At 60.2% G+C, this 20,757-nt stretch carries 17 protein-coding genes; 11 read left to right on the top strand and 6 right to left on the bottom strand.

What is annotated here, in order from left to right:
- Positions 1-67 precede the first annotated feature (67 nt).
- Entirely contained in the window at positions 68-1,543 is a 1,476-nt protein-coding gene (locus AC0Z4S_RS10830; protein ID WP_471880266.1) for an inorganic phosphate transporter, read from the top strand.
- 928 nt (positions 1,544-2,471) lie between these two features.
- Here AC0Z4S_RS10830 and ccoM read toward each other — a convergent pair.
- The 3 genes from ccoM to AC0Z4S_RS10845 form a co-directional block, all read right to left on the bottom strand.
- Positions 2,472-2,585, bottom strand: a complete 114-nt coding sequence (ccoM, locus tag AC0Z4S_RS10835; protein WP_016771346.1) for a cytochrome c oxidase subunit CcoM — start codon at positions 2,583-2,585, stop codon at positions 2,472-2,474.
- 144 nt (positions 2,586-2,729) lie between these two features.
- Positions 2,730-2,891 (bottom strand): hypothetical protein, encoded by a 162-nt coding sequence (locus AC0Z4S_RS10840; RefSeq protein WP_172828188.1) that lies wholly within the window; start codon positions 2,889-2,891, stop codon positions 2,730-2,732.
- 95 nt (positions 2,892-2,986) lie between these two features.
- Positions 2,987-3,328: a hypothetical protein gene (locus AC0Z4S_RS10845; RefSeq protein ID WP_024011931.1), complete on the bottom strand. Its 342-nt coding sequence runs from the start codon at positions 3,326-3,328 to the stop codon at positions 2,987-2,989.
- 252 nt (positions 3,329-3,580) lie between these two features.
- On the opposite strand from AC0Z4S_RS10845, the gene rapA reads away from it, so the two are divergent.
- A complete protein-coding gene (gene rapA, locus AC0Z4S_RS10850; protein WP_253499896.1) occupies positions 3,581-6,427 on the top strand; it encodes an RNA polymerase-associated protein RapA in 2,847 nt (948 codons plus the stop codon).
- A gap of 151 nt (positions 6,428-6,578) precedes the next feature.
- On the opposite strand, the gene AC0Z4S_RS10855 is transcribed toward rapA, so the two are convergent.
- Complete coding sequence (locus tag AC0Z4S_RS10855) at positions 6,579-7,928, bottom strand: spinster family MFS transporter (protein ID WP_253499892.1); 1,350 nt, start codon at positions 7,926-7,928, stop codon at positions 6,579-6,581.
- Between the two features lie 301 nt (positions 7,929-8,229).
- Here AC0Z4S_RS10855 and AC0Z4S_RS10860 point away from each other — a divergent pair, with 301 nt between their 5' ends.
- Together AC0Z4S_RS10860 and AC0Z4S_RS10865 are read left to right on the top strand one after the other, a co-directional pair.
- Positions 8,230-8,598, top strand: a complete 369-nt coding sequence (locus AC0Z4S_RS10860) for a YkgJ family cysteine cluster protein (RefSeq protein WP_253499889.1) — start codon at positions 8,230-8,232, stop codon at positions 8,596-8,598.
- A 150-nt stretch (positions 8,599-8,748) separates the two neighbouring features.
- On the top strand, positions 8,749-11,031 hold the full coding sequence (locus AC0Z4S_RS10865) for a putative bifunctional diguanylate cyclase/phosphodiesterase (protein ID WP_485622975.1): 2,283 nt from the start codon (positions 8,749-8,751) through the stop codon (positions 11,029-11,031).
- Here AC0Z4S_RS10865 and AC0Z4S_RS10870 read toward each other — a convergent pair.
- Positions 10,922-11,818 (bottom strand): NAD(P)-dependent oxidoreductase, encoded by an 897-nt coding sequence (locus AC0Z4S_RS10870; protein WP_485622976.1) that lies wholly within the window; start codon positions 11,816-11,818, stop codon positions 10,922-10,924. The two genes, AC0Z4S_RS10865 and AC0Z4S_RS10870, sit on opposite strands and share 110 nt — an antisense overlap.
- 196 nt (positions 11,819-12,014) lie before the next feature.
- Here AC0Z4S_RS10870 and AC0Z4S_RS10875 point away from each other — a divergent pair, with 196 nt between their 5' ends.
- Entirely contained in the window at positions 12,015-14,213 is a 2,199-nt protein-coding gene (locus tag AC0Z4S_RS10875; protein ID WP_485622977.1) for a hypothetical protein, read from the top strand.
- A 282-nt stretch (positions 14,214-14,495) separates the two neighbouring features.
- Here AC0Z4S_RS10875 and AC0Z4S_RS10880 read toward each other — a convergent pair whose 3' ends face one another.
- Positions 14,496-14,801, bottom strand: coding sequence for a DUF2288 domain-containing protein (locus AC0Z4S_RS10880; RefSeq protein WP_485622978.1), 306 nt, complete (start codon positions 14,799-14,801; stop codon positions 14,496-14,498).
- 351 nt (positions 14,802-15,152) lie between these two features.
- Here AC0Z4S_RS10880 and AC0Z4S_RS10885 point away from each other — a divergent pair, with 351 nt between their 5' ends.
- The 6 genes from AC0Z4S_RS10885 (at position 15,153) to AC0Z4S_RS10910 (ending at position 20,750) form a co-directional block, all read left to right on the top strand.
- The gene (locus AC0Z4S_RS10885; RefSeq protein WP_101158403.1) at positions 15,153-16,280 is read left to right on the top strand and encodes a branched-chain amino acid ABC transporter substrate-binding protein; all 1,128 of its coding nucleotides are present in this window, start codon (positions 15,153-15,155) and stop codon (positions 16,278-16,280) included.
- Positions 16,281-16,509: 229 nt separating this feature from the next.
- The gene (livH, locus tag AC0Z4S_RS10890) at positions 16,510-17,433 is read left to right on the top strand and encodes a high-affinity branched-chain amino acid ABC transporter permease LivH (RefSeq protein WP_016771355.1); all 924 of its coding nucleotides are present in this window, start codon (positions 16,510-16,512) and stop codon (positions 17,431-17,433) included.
- Positions 17,430-18,686: a high-affinity branched-chain amino acid ABC transporter permease LivM gene (locus AC0Z4S_RS10895; protein WP_039762648.1), complete on the top strand. Its 1,257-nt coding sequence runs from the start codon at positions 17,430-17,432 to the stop codon at positions 18,684-18,686. The genes livH and AC0Z4S_RS10895 overlap by 4 nt, the downstream gene beginning before the upstream one ends.
- On the top strand, positions 18,683-19,450 hold the full coding sequence (gene livG, locus AC0Z4S_RS10900; RefSeq protein WP_016771357.1) for a high-affinity branched-chain amino acid ABC transporter ATP-binding protein LivG: 768 nt from the start codon (positions 18,683-18,685) through the stop codon (positions 19,448-19,450). Before AC0Z4S_RS10895 ends, livG begins: the two co-directional genes overlap by 4 nt.
- Positions 19,451-20,152, top strand: a complete 702-nt coding sequence (locus AC0Z4S_RS10905; RefSeq protein WP_003222380.1) for an ABC transporter ATP-binding protein — start codon at positions 19,451-19,453, stop codon at positions 20,150-20,152.
- Positions 20,153-20,444: 292 nt separating this feature from the next.
- Complete coding sequence (locus tag AC0Z4S_RS10910) at positions 20,445-20,750, top strand: BufA1 family periplasmic bufferin-type metallophore (protein WP_041478029.1); 306 nt, start codon at positions 20,445-20,447, stop codon at positions 20,748-20,750.
- Positions 20,751-20,757: the final 7 nt, after the last annotated feature.

Below are 20,757 nucleotides of genomic sequence, written 5' to 3' on the forward strand. Positions count from 1 at the left end.
CGGGGCATCGATTTCCTGTCTTTTCTGGCATAATCGCGCCCCCTTACGACCGGGTCAGAAAACCTTCATGATCGATTTATTCAGCGGACTGGATGCTTGGGTGCTTGTGAGCCTCTTGCTCGCCCTGACGTTTGTCCTCGCCTTCGAGTTCATCAATGGATTTCATGACACCGCTAACGCGGTAGCCACTGTTATCTACACCAAAGCCATGCCGCCGCACCTGGCGGTGTTCTTTTCCGGTGTGTTCAATTTCCTCGGCGTGCTGCTGGGCGGCGTGGGTGTGGCGTATGCCATCGTCCATCTGCTGCCGGTAGAACTGCTGATCAATGTGAACACCGGCCATGGCCTGGCGATGGTGTTTTCGTTGCTCGCCGCGGCAATCGCCTGGAACCTGGGCACCTGGTACTTCGGTATCCCGGCTTCCAGCTCGCACACCCTGATCGGCTCGATCCTCGGTGTCGGCCTGGCCAACGCATTGATCAACGATATCCCGTTGAGAGATGGCGTGAACTGGCAGAAAGCGATCGACATCGGCGCCTCGCTGGTGTTCTCGCCGATGGCCGGCTTCCTCATCGCCGCGCTGGTGCTGATCGGCCTGAAGTGGTGGCGCCCGCTGTCGAAGATGCACAAGACGCCGGAGCAGCGCCGCAAGATCGACGACAAAAAGCACCCACCGTTCTGGAACCGCCTGGTCCTGGTGATATCGGCCATGGCCGTGAGCTTCGTGCACGGTTCCAACGATGGCCAGAAAGGTATCGGCCTGATCATGCTGGTGCTGATCGGTATCGTCCCGGCGCAATTCGTGCTCGATCTGAACAGCACCACCTACCAGATCGAACGCACCCGCGACGCGACCCTGCACCTGAGCCAGTTCTACCAGCGCAACGCCGATTCGCTGGGTGAGTTCCTCGCCCTGGGCAAGAGCGTCGAAGGTGACCTGCCGGAGAAATTCCGCTGCAACCCGCAGCAGACCGAACCGACCATCACCGCCCTGCTGCACACCCTTAAAGGTGTAGCGGACTATCATTCGCTGTCCTCGGAAAGCCGCATCGAAGTGCGTCGCTACCTGCTCTGCCTGGACGACACGGCGAAGAAAGTCGGTAAATTGCCTGGCCTGGAAGCCCGTGAAAAGGCTGACCTGGACAAGCTGCGCAAAGACCTGACCACCACCACCGAATACGCACCGTTCTGGGTGATTCTGGCGGTCGCCCTGGCCCTGGGTCTGGGCACCATGGTGGGCTGGAAGCGTGTGGTGCTGACCATTGGCGAGAAGATCGGCAAGCAGGGCATGACCTATTCGCAGGGCATGTCGGCACAGATCACCACGGCCAGTCTGATCGGCATGGCCAACATTTTCAGCCTGCCGGTGTCGACCACTCACGTGTTGTCTTCGGGTGTCGCCGGGACCATGGTTGCCAATAAGAGCGGCCTGCAGGGTGGCACGGTGAAGACTATTCTGCTGGCCTGGGTGTTGACCCTGCCGGCGACTGTGGCGCTGTCGGCCGGGTTGTTCTGGTTGGCTTCGAAGGCTTTGGGTAGTTGATCGATTGCTGCTTGTGAAGGAGGCGCGATTCTTTGGAATCGCGCCTTTTTCGTTTTGGGATTGGGATTGGGGGCATATCCGTTGCTGCGGGTGCTGCCGCTGGCGGTTTCGCTCTTACAGCGAGTCACCTTTTTCAGACGCCAAAAAGGTAACCCAAAAGGCTTCGCCCCGGCGTACGGCCCGCTCGCTGGGGCTCTGGGTTCCTTCGTTACGGGATCGATCCGGGCGCAGCGGCTCCGGTTGGCTTCGCTGCACCTACACTCGCTGTGTACGACTGCGTCGTACGGTCGCTGCGCTCCCACTCCCGGATCAATCCCGTAACGAAGCCTGCCGAAGGGGCCAAAGATCAAGAGCAAAAGCACAAGCCAGATCAAAAGATCGCAGCCTTCGGCAGCTCCTACAGTTGGATCACGTGCTACCTCAAGACCAGGTCGGCTAACAGGCCGCCTTCGCGAGCAGGCTCGCTCCCACAAAAGCAAAAGCAAGGCAGCGCAGCTGCCCGCGGCGAAGCCGCCCCACTCAACAATGAGCGTTAGCTCGAGTGCTTTTGATCCACGGGCGACTTCGGAAGGCTGAGCGGAGGGATTCATCCGGGGGTGGGAGCGCAGCGACCGTACGACGCAGTCGTACACAGCGGAAGGAGGTGCAGCGAAGCAAACCGGAGCCGCTGCGCCCGGATCGATCCCGCAGCGAAGGAACCCGAGCCTGCGAGGGCCGAACGCAGGAGCAAGCCTTTTGGGTTACCTTTTTGGCGTTTGAAAAAGGTGACTCGCCGTAAGGGCGAAACCGCCAGCCGCCACACCCGAAGCAACGGATATACACCCAAACCCCCAAGAGCCTGGTCGGCCCAAAGGCCGCCAAGACACAAAAAAAAGGGGCAACCGAAGTCGCCCCAAAATGCCTTGCGTGCCCATCAATCCAGAAGAACTCACTTGCGCCGCTTATGCGCATCCTTCCAGATAAAAAATCCAAACCCTGCAAAAAACAGCACCATGAGCCCCACCGTCAGAACCCCGGCAAACACCACGTTATCGAAAAACATGACTGGCCTCCTGGCCCTGCTTTGCTGCGATGGATTCAAATTAACAAACACACAGACGCGCACATTGACCAGGATCAATATCCGCAACGAAGGAAAATAAAGGAGGGGAAATAACTGACCTGCATCAACGAATGCAGCGGGAGATCAACGCTTTTTCGGTTTGTTCTTCGACTTTTTCCTGGTTTTTCCCAACGGCATCGCCTGCTCGAAAGCCTGGCGCACTTCGTTCAGGCGCTTTTCGTTGAGGTCATGCACACGCTTGGCGCGTTCGGTGCTGAGGTCGATCAGTTTGTCGTCTTGGCTCATGGCGTTCGGCACATCGCAAAAGAGATCACAGCTGCCGATCACCGGCAGGATTGCGCCAATCATGCCGCCTGGCGCACGCGCTGACCAGTCACAGCTCAAATCTCGATGTCGACCCACAAGCCCTGACGCGGCTGATCGTCAATCAGCGGCACAACCGGCACGGTGTTGTCGGCGTTCAGTTCAGTGCCCGGCACGGCCAGATGCTCTTCAGGATCCTCATCCGCCTCGCGGCGCCGACGATCACGTTCCTGCTGGCGGCGCTGTTCTTCTCGCGCCAGCAGCCGATCCTCTTCCGGATCACGCTTCTGCAGGTCGATCGTGCTTTCGTTGGAGCTCTCCTGCACCGGCACCACCGGCGGAATGTCCGGCCGCTGGCGGATCGGATCCTGCTGGGAAGTGATCGGCACAGCGCTCAAGGGGAGCATCGGTGGCAACATATAAAGGTCTCCTGTCTGCAGGCTATCGGCTGGGGTGCAGGCGCCTTGAGCCGCCTGTCGTAATTGTGTGATGCACCTCGCACCCGTAGGAGCTGCCGCAGGCTGCGATCTTTCATGGGACAACGCAAAACCCAAGTGTTCCCACAGATCAAAAGATCGCAGCCTTGGGCAGCTCCTACCCCAGTATTTCTTTGGCCTGAAGCCCGCATTCCGTTAAGATAGCCCGCTTTTTCAAGGTGGGAGTCAGGCAGCATGGCGCAGCAGTATCAACCGGGGCAACGCTGGATCAGTGACAGCGAAGCAGAGCTTGGTTTAGGCACCGTTCTGGCACAGGACGGCCGCTTGTTGACCGTGCTTTACCCGGCCACTGGCGAAACCCGCCAGTACGCGCTACGGAATGCGCCCCTGACCCGCGTGCGGTTCTCGCCCGGCGACTCCATCACCCATTTCGAAGGCTGGAAGATGACCGTGCAGCAGGTCGACGACGTCGATGGGCTGATGGTCTATCACGGCCTCAACGGGCAGAACGAAGTCGTCACTCTGCCGGAAACGCAGCTGTCGAACTTCATTCAGTTCCGCCTGGCCAGCGACCGTCTGTTCGCCGGGCAGATCGACCCGCTGCCGTGGTTCTCCCTGCGCTACAACACCCTTGAACACACCAGCCGCCAGTTGCAGTCGTCGCTGTGGGGCCTAGGCGGCGTGCGTGCGCAGCCGATCGCGCACCAGTTGCACATCGCCCGCGAAGTCGCCGACCGTATCGCCCCGCGCGTACTGCTGGCGGACGAAGTGGGTCTGGGTAAAACCATCGAGGCCGGTCTGGTGATCCATCGCCAACTGCTCTCGGGCCGCGCCAACCGCGTGCTGATCCTGGTCCCGGAAAACCTCCAGCATCAATGGCTGGTGGAGATGCGCCGCCGTTTCAATCTGCAGGTTGCGCTGTTCGACGAAGAACGCTTCATCGAAAGCGATGCCACCAACCCGTTCGAAGACACGCAACTGGCGCTGGTCGCGCTGGAGTGGCTGGTCGATGATGAAAAGGCGCAGGACGCATTGTTCGCCGCTGGTTGGGACTTGATGGTGGTCGATGAAGCGCACCACCTCGTGTGGCACGAAGACAAGGCCAGCGCGGAATATTCGCTGGTCGAACAACTGGCCGAAGTGATTCCCGGCGTGCTGCTGCTCACCGCCACCCCGGAACAACTCGGTCAGGACAGCCACTTCGCCCGTCTGCGCCTGCTCGACCCGAACCGTTTCCACGACCTGGCCGCTTTCCGCGCCGAGAGCGACAACTATCGCCCGGTGGCCGAAGCCGTGCAGGAACTGCTCGACAAGGGCCGCCTCTCGGCCGAAGCACACAAGACCATTCACGGTTTCCTCGGCAACGAAGGCGAAGCCCTGCTCACTGCCGTCAACGATGGCGACACAGAAGCCAGTGCCCGCCTCGTCCGTGAACTGCTCGATCGCCATGGCACCGGCCGCGTGCTGTTTCGCAACACCCGCGCCGCCGTGCAGGGTTTCCCCGAGCGCAAACTGCACCCCTACCCGCTTCCTTGCCCGGACGAATACCTCGAACTGCCGCTGGGCGAACACGCCGAGTTGTATCCGGAAGTCAGCTTCCAGGCGCAGCCGGACGCAAGCGAAGAAGAACGCTGGTGGAAATTCGATCCGCGCGTCGAGTGGCTGATCGATCAGCTGAAAATGCTCAAGCGCACCAAAGTGCTGGTGATCTGCGCCCACGCCGAAACCGCGATGGATCTGGAAGACGCTTTGCGCGTGCGCTCCGGCATCCCGGCCACGGTGTTCCACGAAGGCATGAACATCCTCGAGCGTGACCGCGCCGCCGCCTACTTCGCAGACGAAGAGTTCGGCGCACAGGTGCTGATCTGCTCGGAAATCGGCAGTGAAGGTCGCAACTTCCAGTTCGCTCACCACCTGGTGCTGTTCGATCTGCCGGCGCACCCGGACCTGCTCGAGCAGCGCATCGGCCGTCTCGACCGGATCGGCCAGAAGCACATCATCGAACTGCACGTGCCGTACCTGGAAACCAGTCCGCAAGAGCGCCTGTTCCAGTGGTACCACGAAGCGCTCAACGCGTTCCTCAACACCTGCCCGACCGGCAACGCCTTGCAGCATCAGTTCGGCCCGCGCCTGCTGCCGCTGCTCGAAGAAGCCGATGACGGCGAGTGGCAAGCGCTGATCGACGAAGCACGCGCCGAGCGTGAACGTCTCGAAGCCGAGCTGCACACCGGCCGCGACCGTCTGTTGGAACTCAATTCCGGCGGCGCTGGCGAAGGTGAAGCGCTGGTCGAGGCGATCCTTGAGCAGGACGACCAGTTCGCCCTGCCGATCTACATGGAAACCCTGTTCGACGCGTTCGGCATCGACAGCGAAGACCACTCGGAAAACGCCCTGATCCTCAAGCCGAGCGAAAAGATGCTCGACGCCAGTTTCCCGCTGGGCGACGACGAAGGCGTGACCATCACCTACGATCGCAACCAGGCGCTGTCGCGTGAAGACATGCAGTTCATCACCTGGGAACACCCGATGGTGCAGGGCGGCATGGATCTGGTGCTGTCCGGCTCGATGGGCAACACCGCCGTCGCGCTGATCAAGAACAAGGCGCTGAAACCCGGCACCGTGTTGCTCGAATTGCTCTACGTCAGCGAAGTGGTCGCACCGCGTTCGCTGCAACTGGGGCGCTACCTGCCACCGGCGGCGCTGCGTTGCCTGCTCGACGCCAACGGCAATGACCTGTCCCCACGGGTGTCCTTCGAAACCCTCAACGACCAACTGGAAAGCGTGCCCCGCGCCAGCGCCAACAAGTTCATCCAGGCCCAGCGCGATCAGCTGACGCCACGGATCAACGCCGGCGAAGAAAAGATCGCCCCGCGTCACGCCGAACGTGTGGCCGAAGCGCGCCGCCGTCTGGCCGCCGACACCGACGAAGAGCTCGCGCGCCTGACCGCGTTGCAAGCGGTCAACCCGACCGTGCGCGACAGCGAACTGGAGGCGTTGCGCACTCAGCGTGAGCAGGGTCTGGCGATGCTGGACAAAGCGGCGTTGCGCCTGGAAGCGATTCGGGTGCTGGTGGCGGGCTAACCGCCCCGCTCCACCGCTGAAAAAGAAAAGGCCCGCAGCGATGCGGGCCTTTTTGTTCTAGAAGCAAAAGCAAAAGATCGCAGCCTTCGGCAGCTCCTACAGGGGAACGCATTCACATGTAGGAGCTGCCGAAGGCTGCGATCTTTTGATCTTAAGCAGTCGCCGCAGAAATTTCTGGCTCAACCACCGCCACCAACCCCTCCTTCATCCGCTGCGCATCCCGCACGAAACAGCGCGATGCGAGAAACAGAAAGACCATGGTCAAAAACAGCGCCACCGGGATCAGGTACATCGCGTCATGCAGGCCGACAGCCTTGAACGCTTCGGTCATCTGCTCAGCGCCCGCCGACAGCATCGCCGTGTGCGCGAAGTGATCCGACAATCCACCCACGACCACCGGCCCTAACCCGCCGCCAAGCAAATACAGACCGGCAAAGAACAACGCCATCGCCGTCGCCCGCAGGCGCGGTTCGACCACGTCCTGAATCGCCGTGTACACGCAGGTGTAGAAGTTGTAGGCGAACAGCCAGCCGACGCTGAACACCGCGACGAACACGCCGATCTCGACGCGCCCGGCATGCAGCGCCCACGCCGTGCACAAGGTCGAGATGATCAGACTGAACGCCGCAAACAGCAGGCGCCCACTGGCGAACCGCTGATGAATCTTGTCGGCAATCCAGCCGCCGAGGGTCAGCCCGACCAGCCCGGTGACGCCGACGATAAATCCGGTGGCCACCGCCGCCTCCTGCAACGGCATGAGGAAATAGCGCTGCAGCATCGGCACCAGAAACGAGTTGCAGGCATAGGTCGCGAAGTTGAAGCACAGCCCGGCCATCACCAACCACAGGAAGGTCGGCACGGCGAGAACGCGGCGGATCGGCTTGTCGACTTTCTCTTGCGAAACCTGCACGGATTCCGCCGCACCGCGCTTGGGCTCTTTGATGAAGAACATGAAAATCGCCAGGATCAGCCCCGGCACAGCGGCGATGAAGAACGGCGCGCGCCAGCTGTCGAAGGCCTTGACCATTGCGCCGATAGTGAAGAACGCCAACAGCAGCCCCAGCGGCAGGCCAAGCATGAAGATACCCATCGCCCGTGCCCGACGGTGCGCGGGAAACAGGTCGCCGATCAGCGAGTTGGCCGCGGGTGCGTAACTGGCTTCGCCGATGCCGATGCCCATGCGCACGATCAGGAAGCTCCAGAAACTGCCAACCAGACCGTTGACCGCAGTCAGCGCGCTCCACGTCGCCAAGCCCCAGCCCATCAGTTTGCTGCGCGAACCGGTGTCGGCCATACGCCCCAGCGGCAGGCCGGCAATCGCATAAACGACGGTGAACGCGGTGCCGATGATGCCCAGCTGAAAGTCACTGAGGTGCCATTCCATGCGGATCGGTTCGATGATGATCGCCGGGATGGTGCGGTCGAAGAAATTGAACAGGTTGGCGAGGAACAGCAGGAACAGAATGCGCCAGGCATTCGCCGCTTGGGTCGAGTTCTGCATGGGTCCGTCTCTTTATTGTTATGAGGGCTTCACTGCCAGCGCGTCGAGCCCGGAACCTGCAATCTAGTCAGCCGCGCGGGGGCTGTCTGTCATCATTCGTCAGCCTGATATCGGCCCATCGCACTGTAACGAAACGTAAGCCCTTGATAAGTCTGGAATCCCCCGCCATCCGGGGCTTTCGCGGCAAAATCCGGCGACAAAAAAATAGTTTCGCGCCCCCCTTCCCAACGCCATGGCAAAGCCTAGAATGGCCGCCGGATCCGTCCGGATCTTCCGATCAATCCCTTTGATACCCCCGCCCATGTCCGAAGCCAGTCCGTGTCTGAATTGCGGTGCCTGCTGTTCCCATTTTCGCGTATCTTTTTTCTGGGGTGAGTGCTCATCCGCTGGCGGGACGGTGCCCGATGAACTGGTCGCACAGATCACCCCGAGCCGGGTGGCAATGATCGGCACCGACCGCAAGCCGACGCGTTGCACGTCTCTGGCGGGTGAGGTCGGCAGCGCAGTGGCCTGCACGATCTATGACAAACGCTCGAGCACCTGCCGCGAGTTCGAGGCGTCATGGGAGAACGGCGAGCACAACCCTGACTGCGACAAGGCCCGCGCCGCCCACGGCCTGTCACCCTTGCCGCCACACTGGAACGACCTGCCGCTGGAGCGCATTGCCTGAGCCTTAGCGCGAATCGCTATGAGGCTAATGGCAAAATCGTTACCACCAATGTGCCACTACGCCTTGCAGCCGGAAAACCGCCTCTATACTCCCTGCATTCGCCTGCGTTGATTGACGCACGGGCTAAATGAATCCGAGACGGGGCACGCTATGGAGTGGCTTGGTTTGCAGTTTGTTGCCGAGCTGCCGGCGAGCGGGCAGATTCTCCTCGATTGCAGTCACAACCCGCTGTTGGTGATGGTGGCCTATCTGGTCGCCTGCGCGGCCAGTTTCGCCACCCTGGATATGGCTGAGCGCGTGGTGCATGCCGAAGATCCGGGGTCGCGGCGAATCTGGCGCTGGATCGGCGCGACCTGCCTGGCCGGCGGCATCTGGGCCATGCACTTCATCGGCATGCTGGCTTTCCAGACCCCCATCGACATTCAGTATGACCTCGGCATCACCCTCTTCTCCTTGCTGATCGCCCTGCTCGCCTCATGGCTGGCCATGCACACCCTGAGCGAGGTCCAGCCAAGCGCATTGCATTGCCTCAAAACTGCGTTTGTCATCGGCTTGGGCATCGCGGGGATGCACTACGTCGGCATGGCAGCGATGAAGTCGAGCGCCACCGCCTACTATCAGCCAGGACTGTTCGCGCTGTCGGTGCTGATTGCCATCGGCGCCAGTTTCGCCGCGCTGTGGGTGGCGCGCTATCTGAGCGAAGGCAGCGGCGTCGCGCACCAATTGCTCAAATACAGCGCGGCGCTGATCCTCGGTGCCGGCATCATCAGCATGCACTTCACCGGCATGGCTGCGCTGGATCTGGTGCTTCCCGAAGGCGCTCTGGCAGCGAGTGGCGGCGATACCGGGCATCTGCAACTGGGCCTGACCGTGGCGCTGATCATCCTGTTGATCCTCGGCAGTGCGATCAGCGCCGCCCTCGCCGACAAGAAGTTGCAGAACAAGGAAAACGATCTGCGCCGGGTCAACGCCCTGCTCAGTCAGCTCGATCAGGCGCGCATGTCCCTCCAGCAAGCGGCGAATTACGACGCGCTGACCAACCTGATCAACCGCCGTGGCTTCAACCAGATGTTCGCCGAAAAACTCAGCCAGAAAACCAGCGAGGGCGGCATGCTCGCGGTGATGTTTCTCGACATCGACCACTTCAAGCGCATCAACGACAGCCTCGGCCATGACGCTGGCGACGCGCTGCTCAAAGTCATCGCGCAGCACATCAAAAGCTCGGTGCGCAGCCACGAAGACGTGGTCGCGCGGTTCGGCGGCGACGAATTCTGCATCCTCATCAGCCTGCGCGACCGCGAAGAAGCGCGCGGCATGGCGCAGCGCATCATGCACAAAATGAAGGAGCCGATTGAACTGGCCGGTCGGCGCATGGTGATGACCACCAGCATCGGCATCAGTCTGTTTCCCGAAGACGGCACCACTTGCGAAGAACTGCTCAAGCACGCCGACCTGGCGCTGTACCAATCCAAGGGCGCCGGGCGCAACGGCCTTCACTTTTTCAATTCCAGCCTGAAAACCCGCGCCAGCTTCGAGCTGCAGCTGGAAGAAGAACTGCGCGGTGCGCTACGGGAAGACAACGCGCTGGTGCTCTACTACCAGCCCATCTTCGAACTGAAAACCGGGCGCGTGACCAAGCTCGAAGCGCTGATTCGCTGGCAGCATCCGGTCCACGGTTTGCTCACACCGGACCGTTTTATCGGTATCGCCGAGAACAACGGTCTGATCGCCGAACTGGACAACTGGGTGCTGCGCCGCGCCTGCAAGGATCTTGGCGAGCTGTCGCGGCATGGTTGTGCCGAGGTGAAAATCGCCTGGAACTGTTCGCCGTTGAATCTGGCGCGGGAAGAATTGGCCGAGGAAATCGAGCAGGCGTTGCGCACCGCCGGTGTAGCGCCGGAACGCCTGGAACTGGAGGTCACCGAAAACGCCTTGATGGGCAATATCGCCAACACTCTGGTGCTGCTGCGGCAGATCCGCGCCCTCGGTGTGTCGCTGTCGATTGATGATTTCGGCACCGGCTATTCGTCGCTGGCCTACCTCAAGCGCCTGCCGCTGAATACTCTGAAGATCGACCGCTCGTTCATCCTCGATATCCCCACCGCCACGGCGGACATGGAGATCGTCCAGGCGATCATCGTCATGGCCCACACTCTGCATCTGCAAGTGGTCACCGAGGGCGTCGAGAGCCTGGAGCAATATGAGTTTCTCGAGCGTTCGGGCTGCGATTTCATTCAGGGCTATCTGCTCAGCCGCCCGGTGCCGCTGGACGAATTGCGCGCGGTGCTCGATGAAATCAACCAGCGCAAACCCGTGCTCGGGGTCAATCCGTTGAGTCTGGCGCGCGATACATTTGCACCAGCGTCGCTGGATCCTTCGCCAAAAAGCCTTGCGCCCCATGCAGGCGCATCAATTGTGCGGCCAATCCGCTGATGGGCGTCGCCGAGCCCTGCTCACGAGAAAATTTCACTGCCGTGTCGAGATCCTTGAGCAACGTGCGCACATGCCACTTGATCGGCTCGAAACGGCTCTCGGCCATTTGCGGGGCGAGGATCTGCAACGGCTTCGAATCGGCAAAACCGCCGGCCAGCGCCTCGGCGATCAGACTGGCATCGACCCCGGCCTGTTCGGCCAACGCCACCACTTCGGCGATCACCAGCGCATTGCAGGCGACGATCATCTGGTTGCACGCCTTGGTCACTTGCCCGGCGCCAACGCCGCCCATGTGCGTGACGCGCTGGCCAAGATCGAGCAGCACCGGGCGCACGCGCTGAAGATCCGCCGCCGCACCACCGACCATGATCGCCAGGCTGCCGGCCTCGGCCCCGACCACACCGCCGGACACCGGGGAGTCGAGCCAGGCCATGGCGGTTTTCTCGGCCAGCGCAGCGGCCATCTCGCGAGTGGCGGTCGGTTCAAGGCTGGAAAAATCCACCAGCAACTGTCCGCTTTTCGCTCCTTCGGCAATACCGCCGGCGCCAAACACCACTTCACGCACCACGGCGGTGTCGGCCAGGCACAGCATGACGATGTCGGCGTGTGCACACAGTTCGGCGGGGCTCGTCACTTGTCGGGCGCCGGCCGCAACCAGTGGCGCGCACTTGTCCGGGTTGCGGTTCCACACCGTCAGCGGGTAACCCGCCGCCAGCAAACGCTGGCACATCGGCAGGCCCATCAGGCCGATTCCGGCAAACCCCAACGAAGGTAGCGTTGACATCATTTTGCCTCTTTTCCATTAAAGATCACCGAATCATGGCCGATTCATCAACGATCAGGAAAGGATTCCGCCCGGCGATCAAAGCAGCCAGCACCACGACGCCCGGGCCGTATTCGCGCACACAAGACGCGAGATCTTATTCCGTGAGGTTCGCCGACACTGTGCGGCGAGCCAACCCAGTCCAGGTAAATGGCGCACCATGACCTCCAAAAACAATCCCGCCAGTGCAACAGCCGATCTGACCCTGAGCCCCGCCGCGAACAGCGCGTCATTGTCCCGACCCGTGCAGCCTTCACGCCCGCTGTCGACCCAGCAGTACCTGTACTTCACCGAGACCAACACCGACCGCATTCTCGACAACCTCGACGGCCTGCGCGATTCGGTATTCCCGCGCCCGGCGCATCAGGAAGGGGACAACGAGCAGCACAACGATCAGGAATTCCCTTCGGTGTGCCTGATCGGCCTCGGTCGCTGCGGCTCCAACATCGCCCTCGACGTGGCGGAGCTGGTGTACAACGCGCGCAAGTTCTACCTCAACGAATTCAACAACGAAGACCGCCCGGCTGACCGGCGTCTGGCCGACAAGGGCTACAGCCCGGCGCAGTGGATCAAGAACAACCTGCGCATCGGCACCAGCAAATCGACCAAACCGGTATTCCTGGTCGAACCGCTGGTGATGCTCGGCGATCTCGACAAGGACATTGCCGGGCGCATCCGTTTTTCGCGCAAGGGCGAGAAAAGCGGCTTCCTGCGCGACTACAGCAAAATGAAGATCATGGACTTGTCCGAAGTCCACGCCGGTGGCGCCGGTAACGCGCCGATCCTCGGCCAGTACCTGGCGAAGATCATCCTCAACAAGGACACCCAGCGCTTCTCCAGCCCGGACTGGAAAATGATCCACTCGTACCTGATCGACAGCTGCGGGATCAAGGCCAACCAGTCGCGCCTGTACTTCTCGATCTTCAGTGCCGGCGGCGGTACCGGTTCCGGCATGGCCTCGGAGTTCGGTCTGGCGCAGCAGCACTCGTACATGAACAAGACGTTCGACACCAAGCCGATGGATGAGCACGACGGCAAGAGCGGCCATTCGTTTGTTTTCGAACCGATCTTCACCAGCGGCATCTGCGTGCTGCCGAACATTTCCGACCACCGCAGCGAAATGTCCGAAGCCCTGCACATCAATGCCGGGCGCCTGCTGTGCAAATACCTGTCGGAGGAATGGGATTTCTCCTACAACTTCGCCAACGAAGACAGCAGCGAAGCCAGCGTCATGGGGCGTATCCGCCCGTGGAACGCGATGATGCTGATCTCCAACGACATCATGCGTTACGCCGAAGAAAGCGATGACGGCAACATCCAGAACATTGATGTCAATGCCATGGAGAAGCATGCCAACCAGTACATCTCCCAGCAGATCTTCAACATTCTGACGGCGCAGGCAGTCACCACTGACTACGACCAGAACTACTTCCGCCGCGCCGGCATCGACATCGGCGAAACCATTCGCCTGGATGCCAACGACCTGTTCATGAGTCTGGCCGGGCCGGTGGCGATTGCCTACGCCGAGTCGGTGGTGCCAGAAACCCCGCCGCCAAGCAGCGACAAGTTCAAGGTCTTCGATAAAGAGCCGCAGCGCCTGAACATCGACGACCTGTTCTTCCGCTCGATCGACCTGCCGCACTTCAACAAGGTCACCCAGGCGATCGAAGGCATCAGTCTGTTGCCGATCGAATCCAAGCGTTATCGCGCCTCGCTTGAGCAGTACAAGAATTCCGGTTACGACGCCGCCGCGCTGCACGATCTGCACTTCTTCAAGAACTGCTCGTCGGTGGTCTCGATCGTCTCGCTGCCGAAAGACTACAAACTGTCGTACATGGATCTGAACCGGTTGAAGACCCACCTCAACAGCCTGTTCCCCAACACCACGCTCAAGCGCTACGCGCTGGTGATCGGCGCTTCGGCCAACCTGTCGCTGACCACCCTGATCGCCAAAAGCCCGTGCCTGTCGGACGACTTCCTGACCTTGATCGTGGCGTTCATCAAGCGCTGCTTTGCGAAAAACCCGTACCGTTTCGACGAGACGCTGGACAACTCGATTCTCGACTTCATCATTCATGAAGACTTCGACGAAGAGCGGATCGACGACCTGCTCAACGAATTCGAAAACCCGGCGAAGATCCTCGACACCAACTGGTATGCGATCAAACCGATGTACGAGAAGAAGTACCGCGAGCTGATCAACGACAAAGACAAGTTCGTCTCGATCAATGACATTCGCCTGTCGCGTGATTGCGTGAAGAAGTCGATCAAGTATTTGCGCGAGATCTATCGCCACCGGATTGGCAAGACCAAGGTGATTTCGCTGAATAACCATACCGGGAAGACTTACTCGGTCTGATCAAAACCGAGTCGCCTCTATCGCGAGCAGGCTCACTCCTACATTTGGAATGCGTTCCCCTGTAGGAGTGAGCCTGCTCGCGATGAGGCCCTTTCGAACACCGAAAATCTTGCTGAACCAACATCCAGAAACAATTAAGCGACCCTCAGGCCGCTCAATAAACTGTTCCCGTTACGTTTACGTCACCGTGATGCGTGGTGTTTCTCTACGGCAACGTGCCATCACGCTACTCCGCTACACACTTGCGTGGTAGCGATGGAAGCACCAAAACGGTGCTCCAACTCAAACAGCCGCCCTTTCCTGGATCAGAATCCACGGCGAAACCACTACGGCCCAGAGCTGCGGATCACGTTCGAAAATATCCAGCGCCCGCGTTTCAGACAGCTTGGCGACCTTGTCCTCGGCCAGCCAGGCCGCGACTTTCTCGTCCTCGTCCGAGGCTACGGCCTCGGCGGCAGCGATCAAATCGAGGTCAGGGTCGACCCACAATAGGGCACCCTTGGCGAAGAACGGCTCCAGCTCTTTCCAGGTAATTGATGCCGTTTCACCAAGCAGCTTGGCATAGAGGGTGCTAGGTTCTTGATTCATGGGAGCTGTCCGGAAAAGAAATCGACGCGAATGATAACGTCGGTGGTCCGTCAGAAAAACCCGGTTGCAAATGGCTTCACCGAACGAAAAAAGCAGGAAGGCCAGGGAATGCTGCCTTTTGGGATATATGCCCCCGATTGCCCCGCCGCAATTCTGTCTCTTTCATTCAAAAATGCGACACCCTCAAGTTTTGCCCCGTGGCGCCTGCTTCCCAGTTGATCAAGCGGCGCTCTACACTGTACCGGTACAGTTGCCGGGGCATTTTCCGGAGGGTATCGCAAAGATATCTGACCCGGTTCTGCTGCTACGGCGCCAGAACTCTAAAAAATACAACAGTAAGAGTGGAGCACTATGACTAAGGCTACTAAGCAGATTTCCAAACTGTTTGCCGCTATGGTTCTGGCCGGGGTTGCCAGCCATTCGTTCGCAGCTGACACCATTAAAATCGGTATCGCCGGCCCCAAGACCGGTCCAGTAGCCCAGTACGGCGACATGCAGTTCAGTGGCGCAAAAATGGCCATCGAGCAGATCAACGCCAAGGGCGGCGTCGACGGCAAGCAACTGCAAGCCGTTGAATACGACGATGCCTGCGATCCGAAACAAGCGGTAGCGGTAGCGAACAAAGTCGTCAACGACGGCGTCAAGTTCGTCGTCGGTCACCTGTGCTCCAGCTCCACCCAGCCAGCTTCGGACATCTACGAAGACGAAGGCGTGATCATGATCACCCCGGCTGCCACCAGCCCGGACATCACCGCCCGTGGCTACAAAATGATCTTCCGCACCATCGGTCTCGACAGCGCCCAGGGCCCTGCCGCCGGCAACTACATCGCCGATCACGTCAAACCGAAAGTGGTTGGCGTGCTGCACGACAAACAGCAGTACGGTGAAGGCATCGCCACCGCCGTCAAATCGACCCTCGAGAAGAAAGGCACCAAGGTTGCCGTCTTCGAAGGCGTCAACGCTGGCGACAAGGACTTCTCTGCAATCATCGCCAAGCTCAAGCAAGCCGGTGTCGACTTCGTCTACTACGGCGGCTACCACCCGGAGCTGGGTCTGATCCTGCGTCAGGCTCAGGAAAAAGGCCTGAAAGCCCGCTTCATGGGTCCGGAAGGCGTGGGTAACGACTCGATCACCCAGATCGCCAAGGACGCGTCCGAAGGTCTGCTGGTGACCCTGCCGAAATCCTTCGACCAGGATCCGGCCAACGTTGCTCTGGCTGACGCCTTCAAAGCCAAGAAAGAAGATCCGAGCGGTCCGTTCGTGTTCCCGTCCTACTCGGCGGTGACCGTGATTGCCGAAGGCATCAAGGCGGCCAAGTCCGAAGACGCGACCAAAGTGGCTGAAGCCATCCACGCCGGTTCGTTCAAGACCCCGACCGGTGACCTGAGCTTCGACGACAAGGGCGACCTGAAGGACTTCAAATTTGTCGTGTACGAGTGGCACAACGGCAAACCTAAAACCGAAGTTTCGCCTCAGTAAGGCCTTGCCCGACTGACTGCCAATAAAGCCCACGGCGTGCCGTGGGCTTTGTTTTGCGAATGTAAGGGCCGCGCTGGCGTGATCCGCCAGTCTGCCCACCTGAAAATCTCAAAACCGTCATCAGCGGTTCGCTGGCAAAACCCGGATTCGAAGTGGATAGAGATCCACGGGGCCGGGCGGGAAAATGACTCCACCAGTGAAATGCGTACAGGTTTTTAGGAGCGCTGTAATGCCTGACCTCTATCACTTCTTCCAACAGCTGGTTAACGGCCTCAACGTTGGCAGCATGTATGCCCTGATCGCCATCGGCTACACGATGGTTTACGGCATCATTGGAATGATCAACTTCGCCCACGGCGAGGTGTACATGATCGGTTCCTACGTGGCGTTCATCGCCATTGCCGGGCTGACCATGATGGGACTCGACAGTGTCCCGCTGTTGATGACCGCGGCGTTCATCGCCAGCATCGTCGTCACCAGTTCCTACGGTTACAGCATCGAACGGATCGCCTACCGCCCCCTGCGCGGCAGCAACCGTCTGATCCCGCTGATTTCCGCCATCGGTATGTCGATCTTCCTGCAGAACACCGTTCTGCTGGCGCAAGACTCCAAGGACAAAGCTATCCCCAACCTGATCCCGGGCAACTTCGCCTTCGGTCCGGGTGGCGCACAAGAAGTGCTGATTTCCTACATGCAGATCGTGGTGTTCGTCGTTACCCTGATCGCCATGCTCGGCCTGACCCTGTTCATCTCCCGTTCCCGCCTGGGCCGCGCCTGCCGTGCCTGTGCCGAGGACATCAAGATGGCCAACCTGCTCGGCATCAACACCAACAACATCATCGCCCTGACCTTCGTCATCGGTGCTGCACTGGCAGCTGTTGCAGCAGTGCTGCTGAGCATGCAATACGGCGTGATCAACCCGAACGCCGGCTTCCTCGTCGGCCTCAAGGCCTTCACCGCTGCGGTACTGGGCGGCATCGGCAGCATCCCCGGGGCCATGCTCGGCGGTCTGGTGCTGGGTGTAGCGGAAGCGTTCGGTGCCGATATCTTCGGCGACCAGTACAAGGACGTCGTCGCGTTCGGCCTGCTGGTTCTGGTGCTGTTGTTCCGTCCGACCGGCATTCTAGGCCGTCCGGAGGTTGAGAAAGTATGACTAGGAATCTTAAACAGGCACTGTTCAGTGCCTTGCTGGTGTGGGCGGTGGCCTATCCGGTACTGGGTCTGAAACTGACCATCGTCGGCATCAATCTGGAAGTGCACAACACCAGCCCGGCCATCCTCGCGACCATCGCGATCTGCTCGGTGCTGATGTTCCTGCGCGTGCTGTTCAACCAGCAGATCAGCAAGGCCTGGCGCTCCTCGCCGGGCATGCCGCTGATCCCGGCCAAGGCCAGCAACTTCCTGACCCTGCCGACTACCCAGCGCTATTTCATCATTGCGCTGATTCTGATCGCCCTGGTCTGGCCGTTCTTCGGTTCCCGTGGCGCGGTGGATATCGCAACGCTGATCCTGATCTACGTGATGCTCGGCCTGGGCCTGAACATCGTCGTCGGTCTGGCCGGTCTCCTCGACCTCGGTTACGTCGGTTTCTACGCCGTCGGCGCCTACAGCTACGCGCTGCTGTCGCACTACTACGGGCTGAGTTTCTGGATCTGCCTGCCGATTGCCGGCCTGATGGCGGCGACATTCGGCTTCCTGCTGGGCTTCCCGGTGCTGCGTTTGCGCGGTGACTATCTGGCGATCGTGACACTCGGCTTCGGCGAAATCATCCGTCTGTTCCTGCGTAACCTGACCGATATCACCGGTGGCCCGAACGGCATCAGCAACATCGAGAAACCGACGTTCTTCGGCCTGACCTTCGAGCGCAAGGCCGCCGAAGGCCTGCAGACGTTCCACGAATATTTCGGCCTGCAATACAACTCGATCAACAAGGTGATCTTTCTCTACCTGGTTGCGCTGTTGCTGGCACTGGCCGCGTTGTTCGTGATCAACCGTCTGCTGCGCATGCCGATCGGCCGTGCGTGGGAAGCGCTGCGTGAAGACGAAATCGCCTGCCGCGCGTTGGGCCTCAACCCGACCGTGATCAAGCTCTCCGCGTTCACCCTGGGCGCTGCGTTCGCCGGTTTCGCCGGCAGCTTCTTCGCCGCGCGTCAGGGTCTGGTGACCCCGGAGTCGTTCACCTTCATCGAGTCGGCGATCATTCTTGCCATCGTCGTGTTAGGCGGCATGGGCTCGCAACTGGGTGTGATTCTGGCGGCGATCGTGATGATCCTGTTGCCGGAAATGATGCGTGAGTTCAGCGAGTACCGCATGTTGATGTTCGGTGCGCTGATGGTGCTGATGATGATCTGGCGTCCACAAGGTCTGCTGCCGATGCAACGCCCACACATGGAGTTGCGCAAATGAGCCGCGAGATCCTTAAAGTCGAAAATCTGAGCATGCGCTTCGGCGGCTTGCTGGCGGTCAACGGCGTGGCGCTGACCGTCAAGGAAAAACAGGTGGTTGCCCTGATCGGGCCGAACGGCGCCGGCAAGACCACCGTGTTCAACTGCCTGACCGGTTTCTATCAGCCTACCGGCGGCAGCATCCTGCTTGACGGCGAGCCCATCCAGGGCCTGCCGGGCCACAAGATCGCCCTCAAAGGCGTGGTGCGTACCTTCCAGAACGTGCGTTTGTTCAAGGACATGACCGCGGTCGAGAACCTGTTGATCGCCCAGCACCGTCACTTGAACACCAACTTCCTGTCCGGCCTGTTCAAGACCCCGGCGTTCCGCAAAAGCGAGCGCGAGGCCATGGAGTTTGCCGAGTACTGGCTGGAAAAGGTCAACCTCAAAGAGTTCGCCAACCGCACCGCCGGCACCCTCGCCTACGGCCAGCAACGACGCCTGGAAATCGCCCGCTGCATGATGACCCGCCCGCGGATCCTCATGCTCGACGAACCGGCCGCCGGCCTGAACCCGAAGGAAACCGAAGACCTCAAGGCGCTGATCGGTGTGTTGCGCGAAGAGCACAACGTCACCGTGCTGTTGATCGAACACGACATGAAGCTGGTCATGAGCATCTCTGACCACATCGTCGTGATCAATCAGGGCACACCGCTGGCCGACGGCACGCCGGAGCAGATCCGCGACAATCCTGAAGTGATCAAAGCCTACCTGGGGGAAGCGTAAATGCTGCAGTTCGAAAACGTTTCCACCTTCTACGGCAAGATCCAGGCCCTGCACAGCGTCAACGTCGAAGTCCGTCAGGGCGAAATCGTGACGCTGATCGGCGCCAACGGTGCCGGCAAATCCACGCTGCTGATGACGCTGTGCGGTTCGCCGCAGGCGCACAGCGGCAGCATCCGCTATATGGGTGAGGAACTGGTCGGCCAGGACTCGTCGCAAATCATGCGCAAGAGCATCGCCGTGGTCCCGGAAGGTCGTCGGGTGTTTGCCCGTCTGACCGTGGAAGAAAACCTGTCCATGGGCGGATTCTTCACCGACAAGGGCGACTATCAGGAACAGATGGACAAGGTTCTCGGACTTTTCCCACGCCTGAAAGAGCGTTTCAACCAGCGCGGGGGCACCATGTCCGGGGGTGAACAGCAGATGCTCGCCATCGGCCGTGCACTGATGAGCAAGCCCAAGCTGCTGCTGCTCGACGAGCCGTCGCTGGGCCTGGCGCCTATCATCATCCAGCAGATCTTCGACATCATCGAACAGCTGCGCAAGGACGGGGTGACGGTGTTCCTGGTCGAGCAGAACGCCAACCAGGCGCTGAAAATCGCCGACCGCGCCTACGTTCTGGAGAACGGCCGCGTGGTCATGCAAGGCACCGGTGAAGCGCTGCTGACCGACCCGAAAGTACGCGAGGCGTACCTCGGCGGTTGAGTGTTATCGCTGGACAAAAAAACGGCCTTCGGGCCGTTTTTTTTATTTCCTGAGTATCACCAAGCTAACCCTGTGGGAGCGAGCTTGCTCGCGAAATCGGTCTGTCATTCAACATTATGGGTGCCTGACATACCGCCTTCGCGAGCAGGCTCGCTCCCACAGGGATACAGCTGAATCCGAATTTTTTTATAAATTTCTCGCCCCGCGTGTAACGCATCCCCCCACCCGTTCTCTAGAGGGACAAGCAAGCGCAAACCGCTTGCAAAAACCCTGATAAATCTGGAGAAACATCATGACTGCAACCACCCGCACCCTGTCCGCCACCGCCCTGGTTCTGGCCCTCGGTTCCGCTCTGAGCATCGCCACTGTCTCCACCGCCCAGGCCGCCGATGCCAACATGGAAAAATGCTTCGGTGTGGCCCTCAAGGGCAAGAATGATTGCGCTGCAGGTGCCGGGACCACCTGCGCCGGCACGGCGAAAATGGACTATCAGGCCAACGCCTGGAAGCTCGTTCCGAAGGGCACCTGCGCCACCACCGAGAGCAAAACCTCGCCGACCGGTTTCGGTCAGCTCGAAGCCTTCAAAGCCAAGTCCTGATCCACGG

The organism is Pseudomonas sp. 1L-B-1-E-C1, from assembly GCF_057291835.1.